This window comes from Kitasatospora sp. NPDC097643, assembly GCF_040302625.1.
In the GTDB taxonomy this organism is placed as follows: Bacteria; Actinomycetota; Actinomycetes; order Streptomycetales; family Streptomycetaceae; genus Kitasatospora.
In genome coordinates, this window is record NZ_JBEOSA010000038.1 from 33507 (window position 1) to 51576 (window position 18070).

Annotated in this window: 11 protein-coding genes; 4 read left to right on the forward strand and 7 right to left on the reverse strand. The window is 74.0% G+C overall.

Features of this window, described 5'->3' with window-relative positions:
• The first annotated feature begins 3 nt into the window (after positions 1–3).
• A complete protein-coding gene (locus tag ABTY15_RS23580) occupies positions 4–1566 on the forward strand; it encodes an amino acid adenylation domain-containing protein (RefSeq protein ID WP_350597901.1) in 1563 nt (520 codons plus the stop codon).
• A gap of 49 nt (positions 1567–1615) precedes the next feature.
• Here the strand turns inward: ABTY15_RS23580 and ABTY15_RS23585 are convergent, their stop codons facing one another.
• Both ABTY15_RS23585 and ABTY15_RS23590 read right to left on the reverse strand, forming a co-directional pair.
• Positions 1616–2638 (reverse strand): polyprenyl synthetase family protein, encoded by a 1023-nt coding sequence (locus ABTY15_RS23585; protein WP_350597906.1) that lies wholly within the window; start codon positions 2636–2638, stop codon positions 1616–1618.
• 215 nt (positions 2639–2853) lie between these two features.
• Positions 2854–6459 carry a hydantoinase B/oxoprolinase family protein gene (locus ABTY15_RS23590; protein ID WP_350597912.1) on the reverse strand — a complete coding sequence of 1202 codons (3606 nt, stop codon included), beginning with the start codon at positions 6457–6459 and terminating at the stop codon, positions 2854–2856.
• Positions 6460–6585: 126 nt separating this feature from the next.
• On the opposite strand from ABTY15_RS23590, the gene ABTY15_RS23595 reads away from it, so the two are divergent.
• Positions 6586–7758: a Rossmann-fold NAD(P)-binding domain-containing protein gene (locus ABTY15_RS23595; RefSeq protein ID WP_350597917.1), complete on the forward strand. Its 1173-nt coding sequence runs from the start codon at positions 6586–6588 to the stop codon at positions 7756–7758.
• Between the two features lie 26 nt (positions 7759–7784).
• On the opposite strand, the gene ABTY15_RS23600 is transcribed toward ABTY15_RS23595, so the two are convergent.
• From ABTY15_RS23600 to adhE, 4 genes are all read right to left on the reverse strand, one after another.
• Entirely contained in the window at positions 7785–8396 is a 612-nt protein-coding gene (locus ABTY15_RS23600; protein ID WP_350597921.1) for a hypothetical protein, read from the reverse strand.
• A 190-nt stretch (positions 8397–8586) separates the two neighbouring features.
• Positions 8587–9339, reverse strand: coding sequence for a pyruvate formate-lyase-activating protein (gene pflA, locus ABTY15_RS23605; RefSeq protein WP_350597931.1), 753 nt, complete (start codon positions 9337–9339; stop codon positions 8587–8589).
• A 121-nt stretch (positions 9340–9460) separates the two neighbouring features.
• Positions 9461–11743, reverse strand: coding sequence for a formate C-acetyltransferase (gene pflB / locus ABTY15_RS23610; protein ID WP_350597939.1), 2283 nt, complete (start codon positions 11741–11743; stop codon positions 9461–9463).
• A 16-nt stretch (positions 11744–11759) separates the two neighbouring features.
• The gene (gene adhE / locus ABTY15_RS23615; protein ID WP_350597945.1) at positions 11760–14411 is read right to left on the reverse strand and encodes a bifunctional acetaldehyde-CoA/alcohol dehydrogenase; all 2652 of its coding nucleotides are present in this window, start codon (positions 14409–14411) and stop codon (positions 11760–11762) included.
• A gap of 343 nt (positions 14412–14754) precedes the next feature.
• On the opposite strand from adhE, the gene ABTY15_RS23620 reads away from it, so the two are divergent.
• On the forward strand, positions 14755–15726 hold the full coding sequence (locus tag ABTY15_RS23620) for a carbamate kinase (protein WP_350597953.1): 972 nt from the start codon (positions 14755–14757) through the stop codon (positions 15724–15726).
• Between the two features lie 105 nt (positions 15727–15831).
• Entirely contained in the window at positions 15832–16449 is a 618-nt protein-coding gene (locus ABTY15_RS23625; protein WP_350597960.1) for a TOPRIM nucleotidyl transferase/hydrolase domain-containing protein, read from the forward strand.
• Positions 16450–16547: 98 nt separating this feature from the next.
• Here ABTY15_RS23625 and ABTY15_RS23630 read toward each other — a convergent pair whose 3' ends face one another.
• Positions 16548–18041, reverse strand: a complete 1494-nt coding sequence (locus ABTY15_RS23630; protein WP_350597965.1) for an MFS transporter — start codon at positions 18039–18041, stop codon at positions 16548–16550.
• Between the last annotated feature and the right edge of the window lie 29 nt (positions 18042–18070).

Sequence of the window (18070 nt, forward strand, 5' to 3'; positions counted from 1 at the left end):
GCCATGGACACCGAAGCCACCGGCACCGCCGCCGCCGCGGACACCACCATCGTCGGGGACACCACCGTTGCTGCGGACAGCACCGCCGCCGGGGCGCCCGACCGCTCCTCACCGGGCGGCCTGGCCCGCACCATCCGCCTCCGCCGGGCCGAATTCGCGCCGTTGGCCCGGCACCTGGGGCTGCCCGAGCCCGGTGTGCTGTCACCGCTGCCCGACCTGGCCGCCCCGGACCCCGGCGGCCCCGAGCCGGTGCGCGAAGTCGGCGAGCTGCTCCGGGAGTTCACCGGGCTGCCCACCGCCACCGTACGGGCCGCGCTGCTCCCGCTCGCCGTCCCGGACCGGGTGGTGGACGCCCGCAGCGCCCTGTTCGACAGCGCGCCGACGCAGTGCCGGCTGTACGCCTCCCACCGGGCCGAGGACGTCTTCGTCGGCCTGCGGCCCGGGTCGGGCGGCGGGTACGAGCTGATGGCCCCTTTCGCGCCGCAGGACCTCGCCTGGTGGGTGCAGCTCCAGGTGCAGTTCTCCAACGGGCAGCCGATGCCGCTGCCGACGGCGGTGGAGGAGCTGACGGCCGAGCAGCTGGCCTTCCTGCTGCTGCTGGTCGACGCCTACAAGACCGCCTTCTTCCGCTCCTTCGCCGGGCGGCGGCAGCAGCCGGCTCCGGTCACCGTCTCGCTGACGGACGTCCTGGAGGCGCAGCAGGACGCCCTGCGGGTGGCCGACCGGCGCTGGATCAGCCACGCCGTCGCGGAACTGTTCGCCGCCCAGCTGCACCCCGGCGGGCGGACCGGCACGCTCCTGCCCCAGGTCACCGCCGCCGCCGCCGAACGGGAACTGCGCCGGTACGCGGCGGCCGGACACCTCGAACCGGCCGGGACGGGCGATCCGCAGGCCTACGAACTCGGGCTCACGCTGGCGACCTTCGCGGGCACCCTGTTCACCTGGATCAGCCTGCTCTCCTTGCACGACGTCCAGGTGACCGGCCACGAGGCGGGCCGGCCGGTGGCGCAGGAGGACATGGTGCTGTTCGTGGTGACCGAGCCGACGGTCTGGGCCCTGGCCAGCCAGGGCCTCACCCGGGCCGGGCAGGACTGGTCGGCCGTCCGGTTCGGCCTCCGGGCGCTCGGGGTCGTGGCGGCGTGCAACCTGGCCGCCGAGTTCCTGCGGCCGATCCCGGAGCTGGCGCTGCCGGACGAGGTCTACCGCCCGAAGGCGGCGCCGGTGACCGAGGTGGCGGTGACCGAGGTGGCGGTGGCCGAGGCGGGCGTGACCGAGGTGGCGGCGCCCGAGGTGGGGGTGACCGAGCAGCCCGGCCGGCAGCCCGCGCCGGCCGGCCCGCCCCCGACGACCACCGTCGGGCCGGTCTTCCGCCCCACGCACCGCGTCCCGTCCGGCGGCATGTCCGCCTGGGTCGCACCCGACCCGGCGCTCACGGCCGTCACCAGGATCGACGCGAGGGTGGAGCTGCAAGTGCTCGAACGGGCCGGGGCCTGGGCGCACATCGTCTGCTCCAACGGCTGGTCGGCCTGGGTGGACGGACGGCGGATCGAGGAGATCGAGGACTGACCGGCGGCCCGCACCACCCGGCCCGGCCCGCCCGGCCCCGGGCCGCCGGTCAGGGCAGTTCGTCGGCGATGGCGGCGACGAACGCGGCGAGCTCGGCCTGCGCGACCGGGTCCGGGACGGCCTGCGGCAGGACGGCGTGGGCCAGCCGGATGTGTTCCCGGATCCGCTCCTCCAGCCAGGTACGGCCGCCGCACTCCTCGATGAGGTCGGCGACCTGCCGGAGCTGGTCGAGGGTCGGTTCGGCGGTGTCGTCGTAGAAGGCGGCGAGCTGGTCGCGGGCCGGTCCCTCGGACCGGAGGGCGACCGCGGCGAACGCCCGGGACTTACGGCGCCGCAGGTCGGCCAGCTGGTCTTCGAGGGCGTCGCGGGAGGTGCCCCAGACCCCCTCCCAGTCGTCGAAGAACGCCAGGGCCATCCCGGCGTGGTAGCCGAGCCGCTCGGCCGCGGCCAGTTCGTCCGAGCCGGCGCCGCGCACCAGGGCGCCGGCGAGGCAGACCCCGGCGGTGGGGAGGGCGATCGTGCTCTCCAGCAGTTCCAGCGAGAGCTCCAGGCTCATCCGCGAGGTGCCCTCCGCCTCCAGGTCGCGAACCTGCCCCGAGCAGCACTCCCGGATGGCGCGGGCGGCCCGGCGGATCAGCTCGGTGGAGACCTGGTCGCCCTCCTCGGCGAGCAGCTCGAACGCCAGGCAGTGCAGGGCGACCCCGACCTGGATGGCGGCCGGTACGCCGAAGGCCGCCCAGAGGGTCGGCCGGCCCTTGCGGACCATCTCCCGGTCGATGATGTCGTCGTGGACGGTCCCGGCGGCCGACATCAGCGTGCCGGCGACGGCGGCCGTCCGGGCCGCGTCCCACGCCTGCGGGCTGCTCCCCGCGCACAGCAGGGCGACCAGCGCGGGCCGCCGCCGGAAGCCGACCGGGGTGGTCGGGTGGCCCTCGGCGTCGATCCACCCGAAGTGGTACTCCGTCATCCGCCGGACCGGCTCGTCGAGCCGGGCCGCGGCCGCCCGCAGCGCGGGCTCCAGGTAGGCGATGACGTCGTGGGTGATCTGCTGCGAGGTGCGCACGGTCTGCACGGAGGTCTCCGACACTCTCGGGTGGCCAGGGAACGGCGCCGCACCGCCTCCCCGGGGAGGCCGGCGCGGATCCTCCTGCCATGACGCCCCGTCCCGCTGGCCGCCGCAACCGGACGCGTGCGCGTTCCGGCAGGTGGCAGTCACCCGGAGTGCCCGGCCCGGACCCGCCGTCACGGCGGGAGCGGGCCCGGGGCGGGGTGCCCCGACCGGGACGATCACTGGGGCCGGTCGTCGTGCGGCCGCTCGTCGTGGGGCGGATCGTCGTGGGGCCGGTCGGTCGCACCGTACCCGCCGCCGCCCGGGGTGCGGATCTCCAGGGCGTCGCCGGCCGCGAGCTCGGCGCTGCCGCAGCCGGGCAGGGTCTCGCTGCTGCCGTCGGTGCGCAGGACGCGGTTGACGCCGAGGGCGCCGGGTGAGCCGCCGGACAGGCCGTACGGGGGGACGCAGCGGTGGCCGGTGAGCAGGCTGACGGTCATCGGCTCGCGGAAGCGCAGCCGGCGCAGCGCCCCGTTGCCGCCGTGCCAGCGGCCCTCGCCGCCGCTGCCGGGGCGGACCGCGAACTCCTCGACGAGGACGGGCAGCCGCCACTCCAGCACCTCCGGGTCGGTGAGCCGGGAGTTGGTCATGTGGGTCTGCACGGTGTCGGCGCCGTGGTAGCCGGGGCCGGCGCCGGAGCCGGAGGCGATGGTCTCGTAGTACTGGTGGTGCTCGTTGCCGAAGCTGAGGTTGTTCATGGTGCCGGAGCCCTCCGCCTGGACGCCGAGGGCGGCGTAGAGCGCGCCGGTGATGGCCTGCGAGGTCTCGACGTTGCCGGCGGCGACGGCGGCGGGGTGGACCGGCGCGAGCATCGAGCCGGGCGGGACGGTGATCCGCAGCGGCCGCAGGCAGCCGTCGTTGAGCGGGATGTCCTCGTCGACGAGGGTGCGGAAGACGTACAGGACGGCGGCGGTGACGACGGCGGAGGGGGCGTTGAGATTGCTGTCGAGCTGGGCCGAGGTGCCGGTGAAGTCGATGGTGGCGGTGCGCCGTTCGCGGTCGACCCGGACCGAGACGGCGATCACGGCGCCGGAGTCCGTCTCGTACCGGTAGGAGCCGTCGGCGAGGCCGTCGATGGCCCGGCGGACGGCCTGTTCCGCGTTGTCCTGGACGTGGCGCATGTAGGCCTGGACGACGTCGAGCCCGAAGTGGTCGATCATCGCGTTGACCTCGTCGACGCCCTTGCGGTTGGCGGCGATCTGGGCCCGCAGGTCGGCGAGGTTGGTGGCCGGGTCGCGGGACGGGTACCGGGCCCCGGTGAGCAGCCGTACCGTCTCCGCCTCGCGCAGCCTGCCGTCCACCACCAGCGGCCAGTTGTCGAAGAGCACGCCCTCCTCCTCGATCGCGCGGCTGGCGGCGGGCATCGATCCGGGGGTGATGCCGCCGATCTCGGCGTGGTGGCCGCGGGAGGCGACGAAGAACCGGATGTCCTGCCCGGCGGGGTCGAAGACCGGGGTGACCACGGTGATGTCGGGCAGGTGGGTGCCGCCGTGGTACGGGTCGTTGACGGCGTAGGTGTCGCCGGGGCGCAGGTGCGGGCCGCGCCGGCGGATCACCTCCTTGACGGTGGTGCCCATCGAGCCGAGGTGGACGGGGATGTGCGGGGCGTTGGCGACCAGGTTGCCGTGCGGGTCGAAGAGCGCGCAGGAGAAGTCGAGCCGTTCCTTGATGTTGACGGACTGGGCGGTGGACTCCAGCCGCGCGCCCATCTGTTGGGCGATGGCCATGAAGAGGTTGTTGAAGACCTCCAGGAGGACGGGGTCGGCGGCGGTGGGGACGCTCTCCTCGACGGTCGCGCGGACCTGTTCGACGAGCAGGTGTCCGGTCGGCGTCATGGCGGCCTGCCAGCCATCGTCGACGACGGTGGTGGCGTTGGCCTCGGCGATCACGGCCGGGCCGGTGACGGTGTCGTCGGGTCGCATGGACTCCCGTTCCAGCAGCGGGACTTGTCGCCAGGAGCCGCTGGTGAAGAGCGGGACGGTGTGCGGCTCAATAGTGGCAGTGGCAGTGGGCGGGTTGAGCTCCGGCTGCTCGGAGAGCCCGGTGCCCTCGACGGCGAGGGCCTCGATCACCAGCGGACGGTTCATCAGGAAGGAGTACGTGGCGCGGTGTCGTTCCTCGAACTCACCGGTCATCGCGGCGACGTCGCCCAGTCGGACGGCGAGGGTGGTGTCGGTGCCCTGGTAGCGCAGCCGGGCCCGGTGGGTCAGCCGGATCCGTTCGGGCGGGGTGCCCTGGTCGAGCAGCTCGGCGGTGGCGGCCGCCGCCAGTTCGTCGGCGAGGGCGCGTACGGCGGCCATCTCCTTCTCCGCCAGCGGCCGTTCGACGGCGTGCTCGCGCAGGACGGTGGTGTCGGCGAGGCCGATGCCGAGGGCGGACAGCACCCCGGCCATCGGCGGGACCAGGACGGTCCGGATGCCCAGCGCCTCGGCCACCTGGCAGGCGACCTGGCCGCCCGCGCCGCCGAAGGTGGTCAGCGCGTAGCGGGTGACGTCATGGCCCTGCTGGACGGAGATCCGCTTGACGGCGTTGGCGATGTTCCCGACGGCGACGCGCAGGAAGCCCTCGGCTGCCTGCTCCGCCGACATGTCGCCGATCTCCCGGGCCAGCTCACCGAACTGACGCTTCGTCAGATCGAGGTCGAGCGGCTGATCGCCGTCCGGTCCGAAGACGTGCGGGAAGTGTGCCGCCTGGATCCGGCCGAGCAGCAGGTTGGCGTCGGTGACGGTGAGCGGCCCGTCGCGCCGGTAGCAGGCGGGCCCGGGATCCGCTCCGGCCGAGTCCGGGCCGACCCGGAGGCGTCCGGCCTGGAAGCGCAGCACCGAGCCGCCGCCCGCCGCGACGGTGTGGATGGCCAGCATCGGCGCCCGCAGCCGCACCCCGGCGACCAGGGTGGTCACCACCCGCTCGTACTCGCCCGCGTAGTGCGACACGTCCGTGGACGTGCCGCCCATGTCGAAGCCGATCACCCGCTCGTGGCCCGCCAGTCGGGACATCCGCACCATGCCGACGATGCCGCCGGCCGGGCCGGAGAGGATCGCGTCCTTGCCCCGGAAGTGCCCGGCCTCGGCCAGCCCGCCGTTCGACTGCATGAACATCAGTCGCACACCGGCCAGTTCGTCGGACACCTGCCGGACGTAGCGGCGCAGCCCGGGGGAGAGGTAGGCGTCGACGACGGCGGTGTCCCCGCGCGGCACCAGCTTCATCAGCGGGCTCGCCTCGCTGGACAACGACACCTGGGTGAAGCCGAGTCGACCGGCGAGGCGGCCGATCGCCCGCTCATGGGCGGGGTGCAGGTAGCTGTGCAGGCAGACCACGGCGAGGGAGCGGATGCCGTCGCGCAGGCATCCGCGCAACTCCTCGGCGAGCTGCTCCAGATCGGGCGGGCGCAGCACCGTTCCGTCCGCGGTGATCCGCTCGTCCACCTCGACCACCCGGGCGTACAACGGCTCGGGCAGGGTGATCTCGCGGGCGAAGATCTGCGGCCGGTTCTGGTAGCCGATCCGCAGTGCGTCCGCGAAACCGCGGGTGATGACCAGGGCGGTCGGCGCGCCGGTGCGCTCCAGGAGGGCGTTGGTGGCCACCGTGGTGCCCATCCGCACGGAGTCGATGTGCGCGTCCGGGGGGAGCAGGGCGCGGATCCCGGCCACGGCGGGGTCGCGGTGGCGGGCCGGGTCGTGCGAGAGGAGCTTGTGGGTCAGCAGCCGGCCGTCGGGGGCCAGCGCGACCACGTCGGTGAAGGTCCCGCCCCGGTCCACCCAGAACTGCCAACCCCTGGAGGCCATGACCGGCTCCCTCCGCCGTGCCCTGCGGCGCCCGTGCGTGAGTAGCCCCGCGCACGAGTATCGACCGGGCGAAGCGGGCGGGCAAACGGGACATACTGGTGATGCCGGCCGACCTGGGAGGCGGCGATGACGACCACGAGGGTAGGGGTTCCCCGGGAGAGCGCACCCGGCGAGCGCCGGGTGGCCCTCGTCCCCGACCTGGTCCCGGCCGTCGGCCGCCTCGGGGCGACGGTCCTGGTCGAGTCCGGCGCCGGCACCCGGGCCGGCCACCGCGACGCCGACTACCGCGCCGCGGGCGCCACCGTCACCGGGCGCGCCGACCTGCTGCGCCGGGCGGACGTGCTGCTCGGCATCCACCCGCCGGGCGTCGACCCGGCCCGCGAGCTGCGCCCCGGGCTCGTGCTCGTCGCGATGCTGCGCCCGCACCGGATCCCGTACCTGGTCCGGCGGTGGGCCGACCGCGGGGTGACGGCGATCGGCCTCGACCTGGCCCCGCCCGAACCGCCCGCCGCCCACCTCGTGGACGCCGAGGCCTCGCAGTCCCGGGTGGCCGGCTACCGGGCGGTCCTGCTCGCCGCCACCCGGCTGGACCGCTGCCTGCCGCCCTGGGGGACGGCGGACGGGCTGCTCGACCCCGTCCGGGTGCTGGTGGTCGGCGCCGGCCACGCGGGCCTCCAGGCCGTCGACACGGCCCGCCGTCTGGGCGCGCCCGTGCACGCGGTCGAACTCCGCCGCCGGGAGCGTGCGGCGGCCACCGCCCTGGGGGCCGATCTGCTGGACCTGCCCGGCCTCCACCCCGTGGCGGACGACCGGGAGTTGTGGCAGAGCCTGGACCACCGGCGCTCCGCCTGGACAGGCGGGCTCGCCGAGGCGGCCGGTCGGCACGACCTCGTGGTCACCGCCCTCACCCGCCCCGACGGCCCACCCCCGGTGCTGCTCGGCGCGGCGGCCGTGGCGGCGATGCCGCCGGGCGCGGTCCTGGTGGACCTGGCGGCCGAACCGGAGGGCGGCAACATCGAGGGCGCCCGGCCGGACACCACCACGCCGGTCGGTGCCGGGGTGACGGTGATCGGCGCCGGGGAGCTGGCCGCGCAGGCGCCGGGCACCGCCTCGCACGCCTACGCCCACAACGTGCTGGCGCTGCTCACCCGCCTCCTGTACCGGGGAACACCGCGGGCAGCGGCGCTCGCGGCCGACCCCGTCCTGGGGCCGATGCTGGTCACCGACCGGGGCCTGGTGCTGCACGAACCCACCCGGCGCTTCCTGCTGGCGGCGACCGCCGTCGCAGGCCTCCCGTAGCCGGCGGGGTGGCCACCCCGCCGGCTTCAGACCGCTGCGTGGGAGAACAGCACGGCGTACCGGGCGATCGAGCCGGCGTGGGCGGCGCACTGCTGGTAGCAGCAGGACAGCAGAACGAGGTCGGCGGTGTCGACCGGGTCCGCGACGTCCTCGCGGATCAGCAGCTCGTACAGCAGCCGCTGCCGCTGGCCGACCTCCTGGAGCTGCGCCAGCAGATCCGCGACGTCCGCGGGCTCACCGGACTCCAGGACCGCGGCCGCCCGTTCGACGAGGTCCAGCGCGGCGTGCGCGATCCCGCGCAGCGGGGCCCGCAGCCGTTCCGCGACCGGTTCCCGCTCCTGCCGCGCCCAGGCCGCCTCCAGCAGGCGCTGCGCGAGCTGCCCCAGGGACTCCACCTCGGTGCCCACGTGGACGCCGACCACGATGCCGGCCCGCCCACCGGGCGCCTCGGCGGCGTCCTCCTCGATCCGGGCCCGCAGCTCCGCCAGGGCCTTCTCCGCGACCGGAACCCCGCCGCCGTCGCGCTCCGGATCGGTCAGCACGGCCGTCGCACCGTGGAGGGCGCTGTGCGCCAGCCGGACGAGAGCGGCCAGCTCGGCGACCAGGGCCCGGCCCGTCCGGTCATCGCTTCCAGGCATTCGCCCACTCCCGTCCTCGTCGGAACGACCTGCACCGCCCCGTCGCGGGGGCGGTACGACCGCAGGGTGGTGCGCAGGGCGTGTCTCCAGCCTGCGCCCGGGGCGGGGCGGGCGCGAGCGCCGGGCGGTCCCCGGGGAGCACGGCGCCCGGCCGAGCGGGCCGGGCGCGGCAGCCGTGGCCGTGGCGGCCTCAGAGCGTATGCAGGCCGTGGGCGGCGAAGACGGCCCGGGCCTCGGCGGTCTGGTCGGGGGTGGGCACCGGGGTGTCGGCGAGCGGGAAGTCGAGGCCGAGGGCGCGCCACTTGGCGGCGCCGAGCTTGTGGAAGGGCAGGACGTCGACCCGGGTGACGTTGCCGAGCGAGGCGGTGAAGGCGGCGACGCCCTCGATGTTCTCGGCGGGGTCGGTCAGGCCGGGGACGAGGACGAAGCGGACCCAGACCTCGGTGCCGAGGTCGGCCAGTCGGCGGGCGAAGTCCAGGGTGGGGGCGAGCTCCTGCCCGGTCAGGTGCCGGTAGCGCGCGGGGCCCCAGGACTTGATGTCCAGGAGGACGAGGTCGGTGTCGGCGAGCAGCGCGTCGGTGGCGCGCGCGCCGAGGAAGCCGGAGGTGTCCAGGGCCGTGTGCAGGCCGAGTTCGTGCCGGAACCGGTGCAGCAGTTCGGCGGTGAGGGCGGGCTGGAGGAGCGGTTCACCACCGCTGATGGTGGCGCCGCCTCCGGAGGCGTGGATGAAGTCGGTGTACTTGGCCGCCTCGCGCACGATCTCGTCGGCCGAGCAGGACCGGCCGTGCCGCATGGTGCGGGTGTCCGGGTTGTGGCAGTACAGGCAGCGCAGCGGGCAGCCGGCCAGGAAGGTGACGAACCGGGTGCCGGGGCCGTCCACGCCGGTGGAGAGGTCCCAGGAATGCAGCATCCCGGTGACCGGGGGTGGGGTGGTGACGGCCATGGGACTCCTTCGGCGAGGCGAGGCGGGGCGGGGCGGGGCGGGGCGGGGCGGGGCGAGGCGCGGTGCCGGCGCCCGTGGTCGGGGAGGCGCCGGCACCGCGAGCGGGTGGTGGGTGGCGGGGCTACAGCGCGTCGTGGAAGGTGCGGCCGAGCACGTCGAGCTGCTGTTCACGGGTGAGGCGGACGAAGTTGACCGCGTAGCCGCTGACCCGGATGGTCAGCTGCGGGTATTTCTCCGGGTGGGCCATGGCGTCCAGGAGGGTGTCCCGGTTGAGGACGTTGACGTTCATGTGGAAGCCGTGGCAGGTGGTGTAGCCGTCCAGCACGCCGACCAGGTTGGTGATCCGCTCCGCCGCCGAGCGGCCGAGAGCGTCCGGGGTGGCGGTGTTGGTGAGCGAGATGCCGTCCTCGGCGTGCTGGTAGGGCAGTTTGGCGACGGACAGCGCGCCGGCGACGTAGCCGTGGGTGTCGCGGCCGTTCATCGGATTGGCGCCGGGGGAGAACGGCTCGCCGGCCCGGCGGCCGTCCGGGGTGTTGCCGGTCTTCCTGCCGTAGACGACGTTGGAGGTGATGGTCAGGACGGACTGGGTGTGTTCGGCGCCCCGGTAGGTGGGGTACTTGCGCACCTTCGCCATGAAGTCCTCGACCAGCCGGACGGCGATCCGGTCGGCCCGGTCGTCGTTGTTGCCGTACGCCGGGTACTCGCCCTCGACGAGGTAGTCGGTGACCAGCCCGGTCCCGTCCCGCACCGGGGTGACCTTCGCGTACTTGATCGCCGCCAGCGAGTCGGCAGCCACCGCGAGCCCGGCGATGCCGCAGGCCATCGTGCGCCGGACGTCCCGGTCGTGCAGGGCCATCTCGATCCGCTCGTAGGCGTACCGGTCGTGCATGTAGTGGATCACGTTGAGCGCGTGGACGTACGTCCCGGCGAGCCACTCCAACTGCTCGTCGAAGCGGGCCAGCACCTCGTCGTAGTCGAGCGGGCCGTCGCCGACCGGTGCGGTGGCCGGGCCGACCTGCTCGCCGGACTGCTCGTCCCGGCCGCCGTTGATCGCGTAGAGCAGGGTCTTGGCGAGGTTGACCCGGGCGCCGAAGAACTGCATCTGCTTGCCGACCTCCATCGCGGAGACGCAGCAGGCTATCGCGGTGTCGTCGCCGAAGCGCGGGCGGATCAGCTCGTCCGACTCGTACTGCACCGAGGAGGTGTCGATCGACACCCGGGCGCAGAACTCCTTGAAGCCCCTGGGGAGTCGGGGCGACCAGAGGACGGTCATGTTCGGCTCGGGGGCCGGGCCCAGGTTGAACAGGGTCTGTAGGTAGCGGAAGGAGGTCCGGGTGACGAGGGTCCGGCCGTCCGCGCCCATCCCGCCGATCGACTCGGTGACCCAGGTCGGGTCCCCGGAGAACAACTCGTCGTACTCGGGGGTGCGCAGGAACCGGACGATCCGCAGTTTGATGACGAAGTCGTCCACCAACTCCTGGGCCTGACGCTCGGTCAGGTCTCCTGCGGCCAGGTCGCGCTGGAGGTAGACGTCGAGGAAGGTGGAGGTGCGGCCGAGCGACATGGCCGCGCCGTTCTGCTCCTTGACCGCCGCGAGGTACGCGAAGTACAGCCACTGGATCGCCTCGCGGGCGGTCGAGGCCGGGCCCGAGAGGTCGTACCCGTACGCCGAGGCCATCTCCTTGAGCTCGCCCAACGCCCGGATCTGCTCGGCGAGTTCCTCGCGTTCGCGGATGGTCTCCTCGAGGCGGGCCGGGTCGGTGGGAGCGGGGTCGAGCTCCGCCTTCTCGGCGGTCTTCGCCTCGATCAGCCGGTCCACGCCGTAGAGCGGGACGCGGCGGTAGTCGCCGATGATCCGGCCGCGTCCGTAGGCGTCGGGCAGGCCGGTGATGATCCCGGCCTTGCGGGCGGCCCGGATCTCGGGGGTGTAGGCGTCGAACACCCCGGCGTTGTGGGTCTTGCGGTACTCGGTGAAGATCTTCTCCAGCCGGGGGTCGACCGGGTAGCCGTACGTCCGCAGCGCGCCCGCGACCATCCGCCAGCCGCCGTTCGGCATGATCGCGCGCTTGAGCGGGGCGTCGGTCTGGAGGCCGACGATCAGCTCCTGCCCGCGGTCGATCCAGCCGGGCGCGTGCGCGGTGATGGTGGACGGTACGTCGTACGCGACGTCGTACACGCCCTTGGCGCGCTCCTCGGGGAAGCGGTCGGTGATCTGCCGCCAGACGTCGAGGGTCCGCTCGGTCGGGCCGGTGAGGAAGGCGGCGTCGCCCTCGTACGGGGTGTAGTTGCGCTGGATGAAGTCGCGGACGTCGACGGTGTCCCGCCAGGGTCCGCCCCGGAAGCCCTCCCAGGCGGCGGTCCGGTCCTGCCGCGGGGTGGTGCGCTCGTGCTGCGAGGTGGTCATGTCGGAGTCTCCGCTCTCAGTCCCGGTCGCCGTAGTAGGCCTGGCGCATCAGTCGTTGCAGGTCGGCGACCATCGGCATCCGGGGGTTGGCCGGTGCGCACTGGTCCTCGTAGGCGTTCATCGCCTGCTGGGGCAGCGCCGCCAGGAAGGCGGCCTCGTCCACGCCGGCCGCCTTGAAGGAGCGCGGGATGCCGACCTTGTCCCGCAGTTCCTCGACCGCGGCGGCGAGGGCCTCGACGCCCTGCTCGGGGGTGGCGGCCGGCAGGCCGAGCATCCGGGCGACGGCCTGGTAGCGCTCCGGGGCGGCGTAGTGCTGGTACTTGGGCCAGCCGGTGACCTTGGCCGGTGCGGAGCCGTTCCAGCGGATCACGTGCGGCAGCAGCAGGGCGTTGGTGCGGCCGTGGGCGACGTGGAAGGTGGCCCCGAGGGTGTGGGCCATGGCGTGCACGGCACCGAGGAAGGCGGAGCCGAAGGCCATGCCGGCGATCGTGCCGGCGTTGTGCATCCGCTCCCGGGCGACCGGGTCGTCGGGGCCGTTCAGCACCGCGCGCTCCAGGTGCTCGAAGATCAGCTTGATCCCCTGGAGGGCCAGCCCGTCGGTGAAGTCGTTGGCGTAGACGGACACGTAGGTCTCGATGCAGTGGGTGAGCGCGTCGAAGCCGGTGTCCGCGGTGACGTCCCCCGGCAGGGCGGTGGTGAGCGCCGGGTCGACGATGGCCACGCTCGGGGTCAGCGCGTAGTCCGCGAGCGGGTACTTCTGGCCGGTCTCCGAGTCGGTGATCACGGCGAACGGGGTGACCTCGCTGCCGGTGCCCGAGGTCGTCGGGATGCACACCAGCTTCGCGCGTTCGCCCAGGTCGGGGAAGGTGAAGGCGCGCTTGCGGATGTCGAAGAACTTCTCCTTGAGGTCGGCGAACTCGACGTCCGGGTGCTCGTACAGCAGCCACATCACCTTGGCCGCGTCCATCGGCGAGCCACCGCCGAGCGCGATGATGGTGTCCGGCTCGAACTCCCGCATCAGTTCCGCGCCCCGGCGCACCGTGTCGATGCTCGGATTGGGCTCGACGAAGTCGACGACACGCACCTCGACCGGTTCCCGGCGCCGGTCCAGGACGTTCCTGATCCGCTCCAGGTGGCCGATCCGCACCATGGTGTGGTCGGTGACGACCACGATCCGGCGCGCCCGGGGCATGCTCGCCAGGTACGTGACCGAGTTGCGCTCGAAGTAGATCTTCGGCGGGACCTTGAACCACTGCATGTTGGTGTTGCGCCGCCCGATCCGCTTGATGTTGACGAGGTTCAACGCCGAGACGTTCCCGGACACCGAGTTGTGCCCGTAGCTGCCGCAGCCGAGGGTCAGCGAGGGCGTGAAGGCGTTGTAGACGTCGCCGATGCCGCCCTGCGAGCTGGGTGCGTTCCAGATGATCCGGCAGGCCTTGACCGCGTGCCCGAACTCCTCGACGAACGCCGCGTCCTCGGTGTGCACCGCGGCGGAGTGCCCGAGGCCGTCGAACTCCACCATCGCGGCGGCCAGTTCGACGCCCTCCCGGCGCGTCCCCGCGGTCAGGACGGCCAGCACCGGGCACAGCTTCTCGCGGGTCAGCGGCTCGGCCGGCCCGACCCGGGAGCAGTCGACGAGGATCACCGAGGTGTCGGCCGGCACCGCGAAGCCCGCCGCCTCGGCGACCTGCGCCGCCGTGCGGCCGACCGCGGCCGCGTTCAGCCGGCCGCCCGCGCAGGCCTCGCCCTCGCCGGTCCCGAACAGGTACCGCTCCAGCAGCTCCTTCTCCCGCGGCCCCGCGTGGTACGCCTTCAGCGTGCGGAACTCGGCGAGCGCGGCGTCGCGGATCTCCGCGTCCAGCACGACGGCCTGTTCGGAGGCGCAGATCATCCCGTTGTCGAAGGACTTCGACAGCACGATGTCGTTCACCGCCCGCTTGAGGTCCGCGCTCCGCTCGACGTACGCGGGGACGTTGCCGGCGCCGACGCCCAGCGCCGGCTTGCCGCAGGAGTACGCCGCCCGGACCATCGTGTTGCCGCCGGTGGCCAGGATCGTGGCGACGTCCGGGTGCTGCATCAGGGCGTGCGTGGCGTCCATCGACGGCTCCGCGATCCACTGGATGCAGTGCGCCGGGGCACCGGCCGCCACCGCGGCGTCCCGCACGATCCGGGCCGCCTCGACCGAGCAGCGCTGGGCCGCGGGGTGGAAGGCGAAGACGATCGGGTTGCGGGTCTTGAGCGCCAGCAGGGACTTGAAGATCGTGGTCGAGGTGGGGTTGGTCACCGGGGTGACGCCCGCGACCACGCCGACCGGTTCGGCGATCTCCACGATGCCGTCGATCTCGTCCCGGTGCACCACCCCGACGGTCTTCGTCCGGGCCATCACGTGGGTGACGTTCTCGCAGGCGAAGACGTTCTTGACCGCCTTGTCCTCGAAGACCCCGCGCCCGGTCTCCTCCACCGCCAGCACCGCGAGCGCGGTGTGCCGGGCCAGCGCGGCGAGCGAGGCCTTCTTGACGATGTGGTCGACCTGCTCCTGGGAGAAGGAGGCGTACTCCGCCAGGGCCTCGAGCGCGTTGCCCACCAGGAGGTCGACGGCGCCCGGCCGGCCGGGGGGACTGCTGCTCGCCGGAGTCGGCCTGGACTGGTGCTGCGGGCTTCGGGCCATGCTGGACCACCTTTCCGGATCATCGTCCGAACTCGGGCGTCGGCGGGTGCCGTTCGCGCCGTTTCCTCAAGGCTTCCTGGTGCGGGGCGCCGGGGGATCCGACCAATGGGACCCGCTTCCGGCCGAAGGTCCCGGGCCCGGTCCCGGCTGCTCCCGGGACCGGTGGGTGCGGGGCCCGGGACGCCTGGCGCCGGAACGAGGGACCGTCGGCCCCTGCGCCGGAGCGGGCCGCGGCCGGAGGATCTTCCGCAGCGGACGGCGAGGAACGCACCGCCCGCCGCGACCGCACTGGTCGTCGCCGGCAACAACACCGCCCGCCAGCCACCCTCGGAAAGGACTGATCATGCGCATCGTCGCCGCCATCGGCGGGAACGCCCTGCTCCAGCGGGGCGAACACCCGGACGCAGCCGTGCAGTCGAAGCACGTCCACCAGGCCGCCCGCTCGCTCGCCGAACTCGTCGAGGCCGGGCACGAGCTGGTGATCACCCACGGCAACGGCCCGCAGGTCGGCCTGCTCGCGGCCGAGAGCGAGGCGGACCCGGCCCTGAGCGCGCCGTACCCGCTGGACGTCCTCGGCGCCCAGACCCAGGGCATGATCGGCACCCTCCTCGCCCGCGAACTGATGGGCCGACTGCCCGGGCGGGCGGTGGCCGCCGTCCTCACCCACACCGAGGTCGACCCCCACGACCCGGCCTTCCAGCGGCCCGACAAGTTCATCGGCGGCGCGCTCGACGAGGCCCAGGCCCGCCGGATGGCGGCCGAACACGGCTGGACCACCGCCAAGGACGGCACCCGGCTGCGCCGCACCGTCCCCTCGCCCCGACCGGTGGCCGTCACCGAGGTCCCGGCCCTGCGCACCCTGCTGGCCGCCGGCACCGTGGTGATCGCCGCCGGGGGCGGGGGAGTGCCCGTCACCCGCGACACCGTCACGGGGCTGGTCCACGGGGTCGAGGCCGTCGTCGACAAGGACCGCACCGCGGCCCTGCTCGCCGAACAGCTCGACGCCGACGCCCTGTTGATCCTCACCGACGTCACCCACGTGTTCACCGGCTTCGGCACCTCACGCCCCCGCCCGCTGCTCACCGCCACCCCCGCGGGGCTGCGCGCGCTGGACCTGCCCGACGGTTCGATGCGGCCCAAGGCGGAAGCCGCCGCCTCCTTCGCCGAGCGCACCGGCGGCCTCGCCGCGATCGGCCCGCTGGACAACGCCCTGGGCATCCTGCTCGGCGCCACCGGGACCACCGTGCTCCCCGCGGACGTGCCGACCCCCCGGCCCGGCCACGGCGAGCCGGTGCTGTTCGGAAAGGAGTTCTGACGATCCGTCCGCAGCTGGACCCGGTGCCGGTCGGCGCCGGGTCCCGGCGTTCCCGGGAGCGAAAATGGCGTGCCGTTGCGGCCCGGGCAGGAGCAGGATCGCTCCATGGCGGAGATGCGGGAGTTCCGGGACACGGTCGTCGGCTGGGCGGCGGGCGGCCCCGAGGGGCCGGCGGGTGAGCTGGCCGGGCGGCTGGAGGTGCGCACCGCGGTGCTGGTGGAGGGGCTGAGCGACCTCGCGGCCGTGGAGGCGCTGGCCACGCGCCACGGGCGGGACCTGTCCGCCGAAGGGGTGTGCGTCGTCCCCATGGGCGGCGCGATGAGTGTCGGCCGCTACGCCGAGCTGCTCGGGCCGCCGGGGCTGGGTCTGCGCCTCGCCGGGCTGTGCGACGAGCGCGAGCAGGGCTACTGCGACCGCGCCCTGGAACGGGCGGGCGCGCCGCGCCGGGGCTTCTTCGTGTGCGTGTCGGACCTGGAGGACGAACTCATCCGCGCCCTGGGCGTGGCCCGGGTCGAGGAGGTCGTCGAGGCCGAGGGCGACCTCCCGGCCTGGCAGACCTTCGGGCGCCAGCCCGCCCACCGGGGCCGGCCCGCGGCGCACCGGCTGCGGCGCTTCCTCGGGACGAAGAAGGGCCGCAAGATTCGCTACGGCCGTCTGCTGGCCGAGGCCCTCGACTCCGCGCAGGTCCCCGCTCCCCTGCACGACCTGCTCGCGAGCCTCTGACCGGAGCGCCGGCCGAAGTCGGCCGCGGCCCGGTCCGGACGCGTTCCGCGCGCCGGCCCCCTGGTGCCGGGGCGGCGCGCGGACTGCTGCCGGTGTGGTCAGCGGGCGTTGGCCAGCAGGTCGCCGGCCTCCTCCTGGTCGGGGGCCTCGTCGGGGGCTTCGTGCTGGGCCAGGCGGCTGGCGGGCAGCAGCAGGGCGGCGAGGGCGGCCAGCAGGTAGCCGGCGACGCAGACCAGCGCGCCCGCCAGCAGGGCGGTCCTCATGACGGTGGGGTCGTAGCCGTTGTGGGTCTTGCCGAAGAACACCACGCCGGTGACCGCGACGCCCAGGGCGGCGCCGAACTGCTGGAAGGTGCTGTAGACGCCGGCGGCGGCGCCGGCCTCGCGCACGTCCACGGTGGCCAGGGCCAGGTCGACCAGCGGGACGACGAGGAAGCCGAGGCCGAGCCCGGCCAGTGCGAGCGGCCACAGCAGGTCCCAGCCCGACAGGCCCGCGCCGTGGCTGTCGACGATGCCGCGGACCCAGGCGATGCCGCCGGCCTGCATCAGCGCGCCGACGATCACCAGCGGCTTGCCGGCCTTCTGGGCCAGCGGCACGGAGACGCCGGAGCCGACGAAGGCGCCCGCGGTGAAGGGCAGCAGCGTCAGCCCGGAGGCGATGGCGGAGAAGTGCAGGCCGATCTGGAGGTAGAGGGCGAGGATCAGGAAGAAGCCCGCCAGCGCGCCGGAGAAGCAGAGCTGGACGATGCTGCCGGAGGCGAAGCCCCGGTCGGCGAACAGGTGCATCGGGGCGAGCGGCGAGTGGTCGCGGCGCATGCGCCGCCGCTGGTTGACCACGAACACGGCGAGCACGAGCGGGGAGGCGGCGAGCATGGCCCAGATCCAGCCGGGCCAGCCCGCCTCGCGGCCCTCGACCAGCGGGAAGACGAGCAGGAACAGGCCGGCGGAGGCGAGCAGCAGGCCGGGGAGGTCCAGCCGCAGCGGGCGGCTGGAGCGGGTGTTGGGCACCCAGCGGAGGGCGGCGGCGAGCAGGGCGAGGCCGATCGGGATGTTGATGACGAAGATGCTGCGCCAGCCGATGCCGAAGGCGTCGGCGGAGACCAGCCAGCCGCCGAGGAGCGGGCCGGCGACGGCGGCCATGCCGGAGACGGCCCCGATGATGCCGAGGACGGCGGCGCGTTCCTTCGGCTTGTAGAGGGCCTGCACCGAGGCGAGGACCTGGGGGACCATCAGGGCGGCGAACGCGCCCTGGACGACGCGGGCCACGACCAGGAGGTCGCCGTCGTGGGCGAGGCAGGCGGCCAGCGAGGAGGCGGTGAAGCCGGCCACGCCGGTGAGGAACATGGTCTTGCGGCCGACGATGTCGCCCAGGCGCCCGCCGGTGATCAGGACGACGGCGAAGGCGAGGGTGTAGCCGCCGACGACCCATTCGAGCTGGCCGGGCGTCGCGTGGATGTCCTTCTGGATGGCGGGCAGGCCGACGTTGACGATCGTGCTGTCCAGCAGGTCCATGAAGGACGCGAAGATCAGGATGAGCATCGCCAGCGCGCGGCGCTGGACCGGGGCGGGTGCGGGTGCGGGGTGCTGGGGCATGGGCTTCTTCGATCTCTGCGAGGGAACGA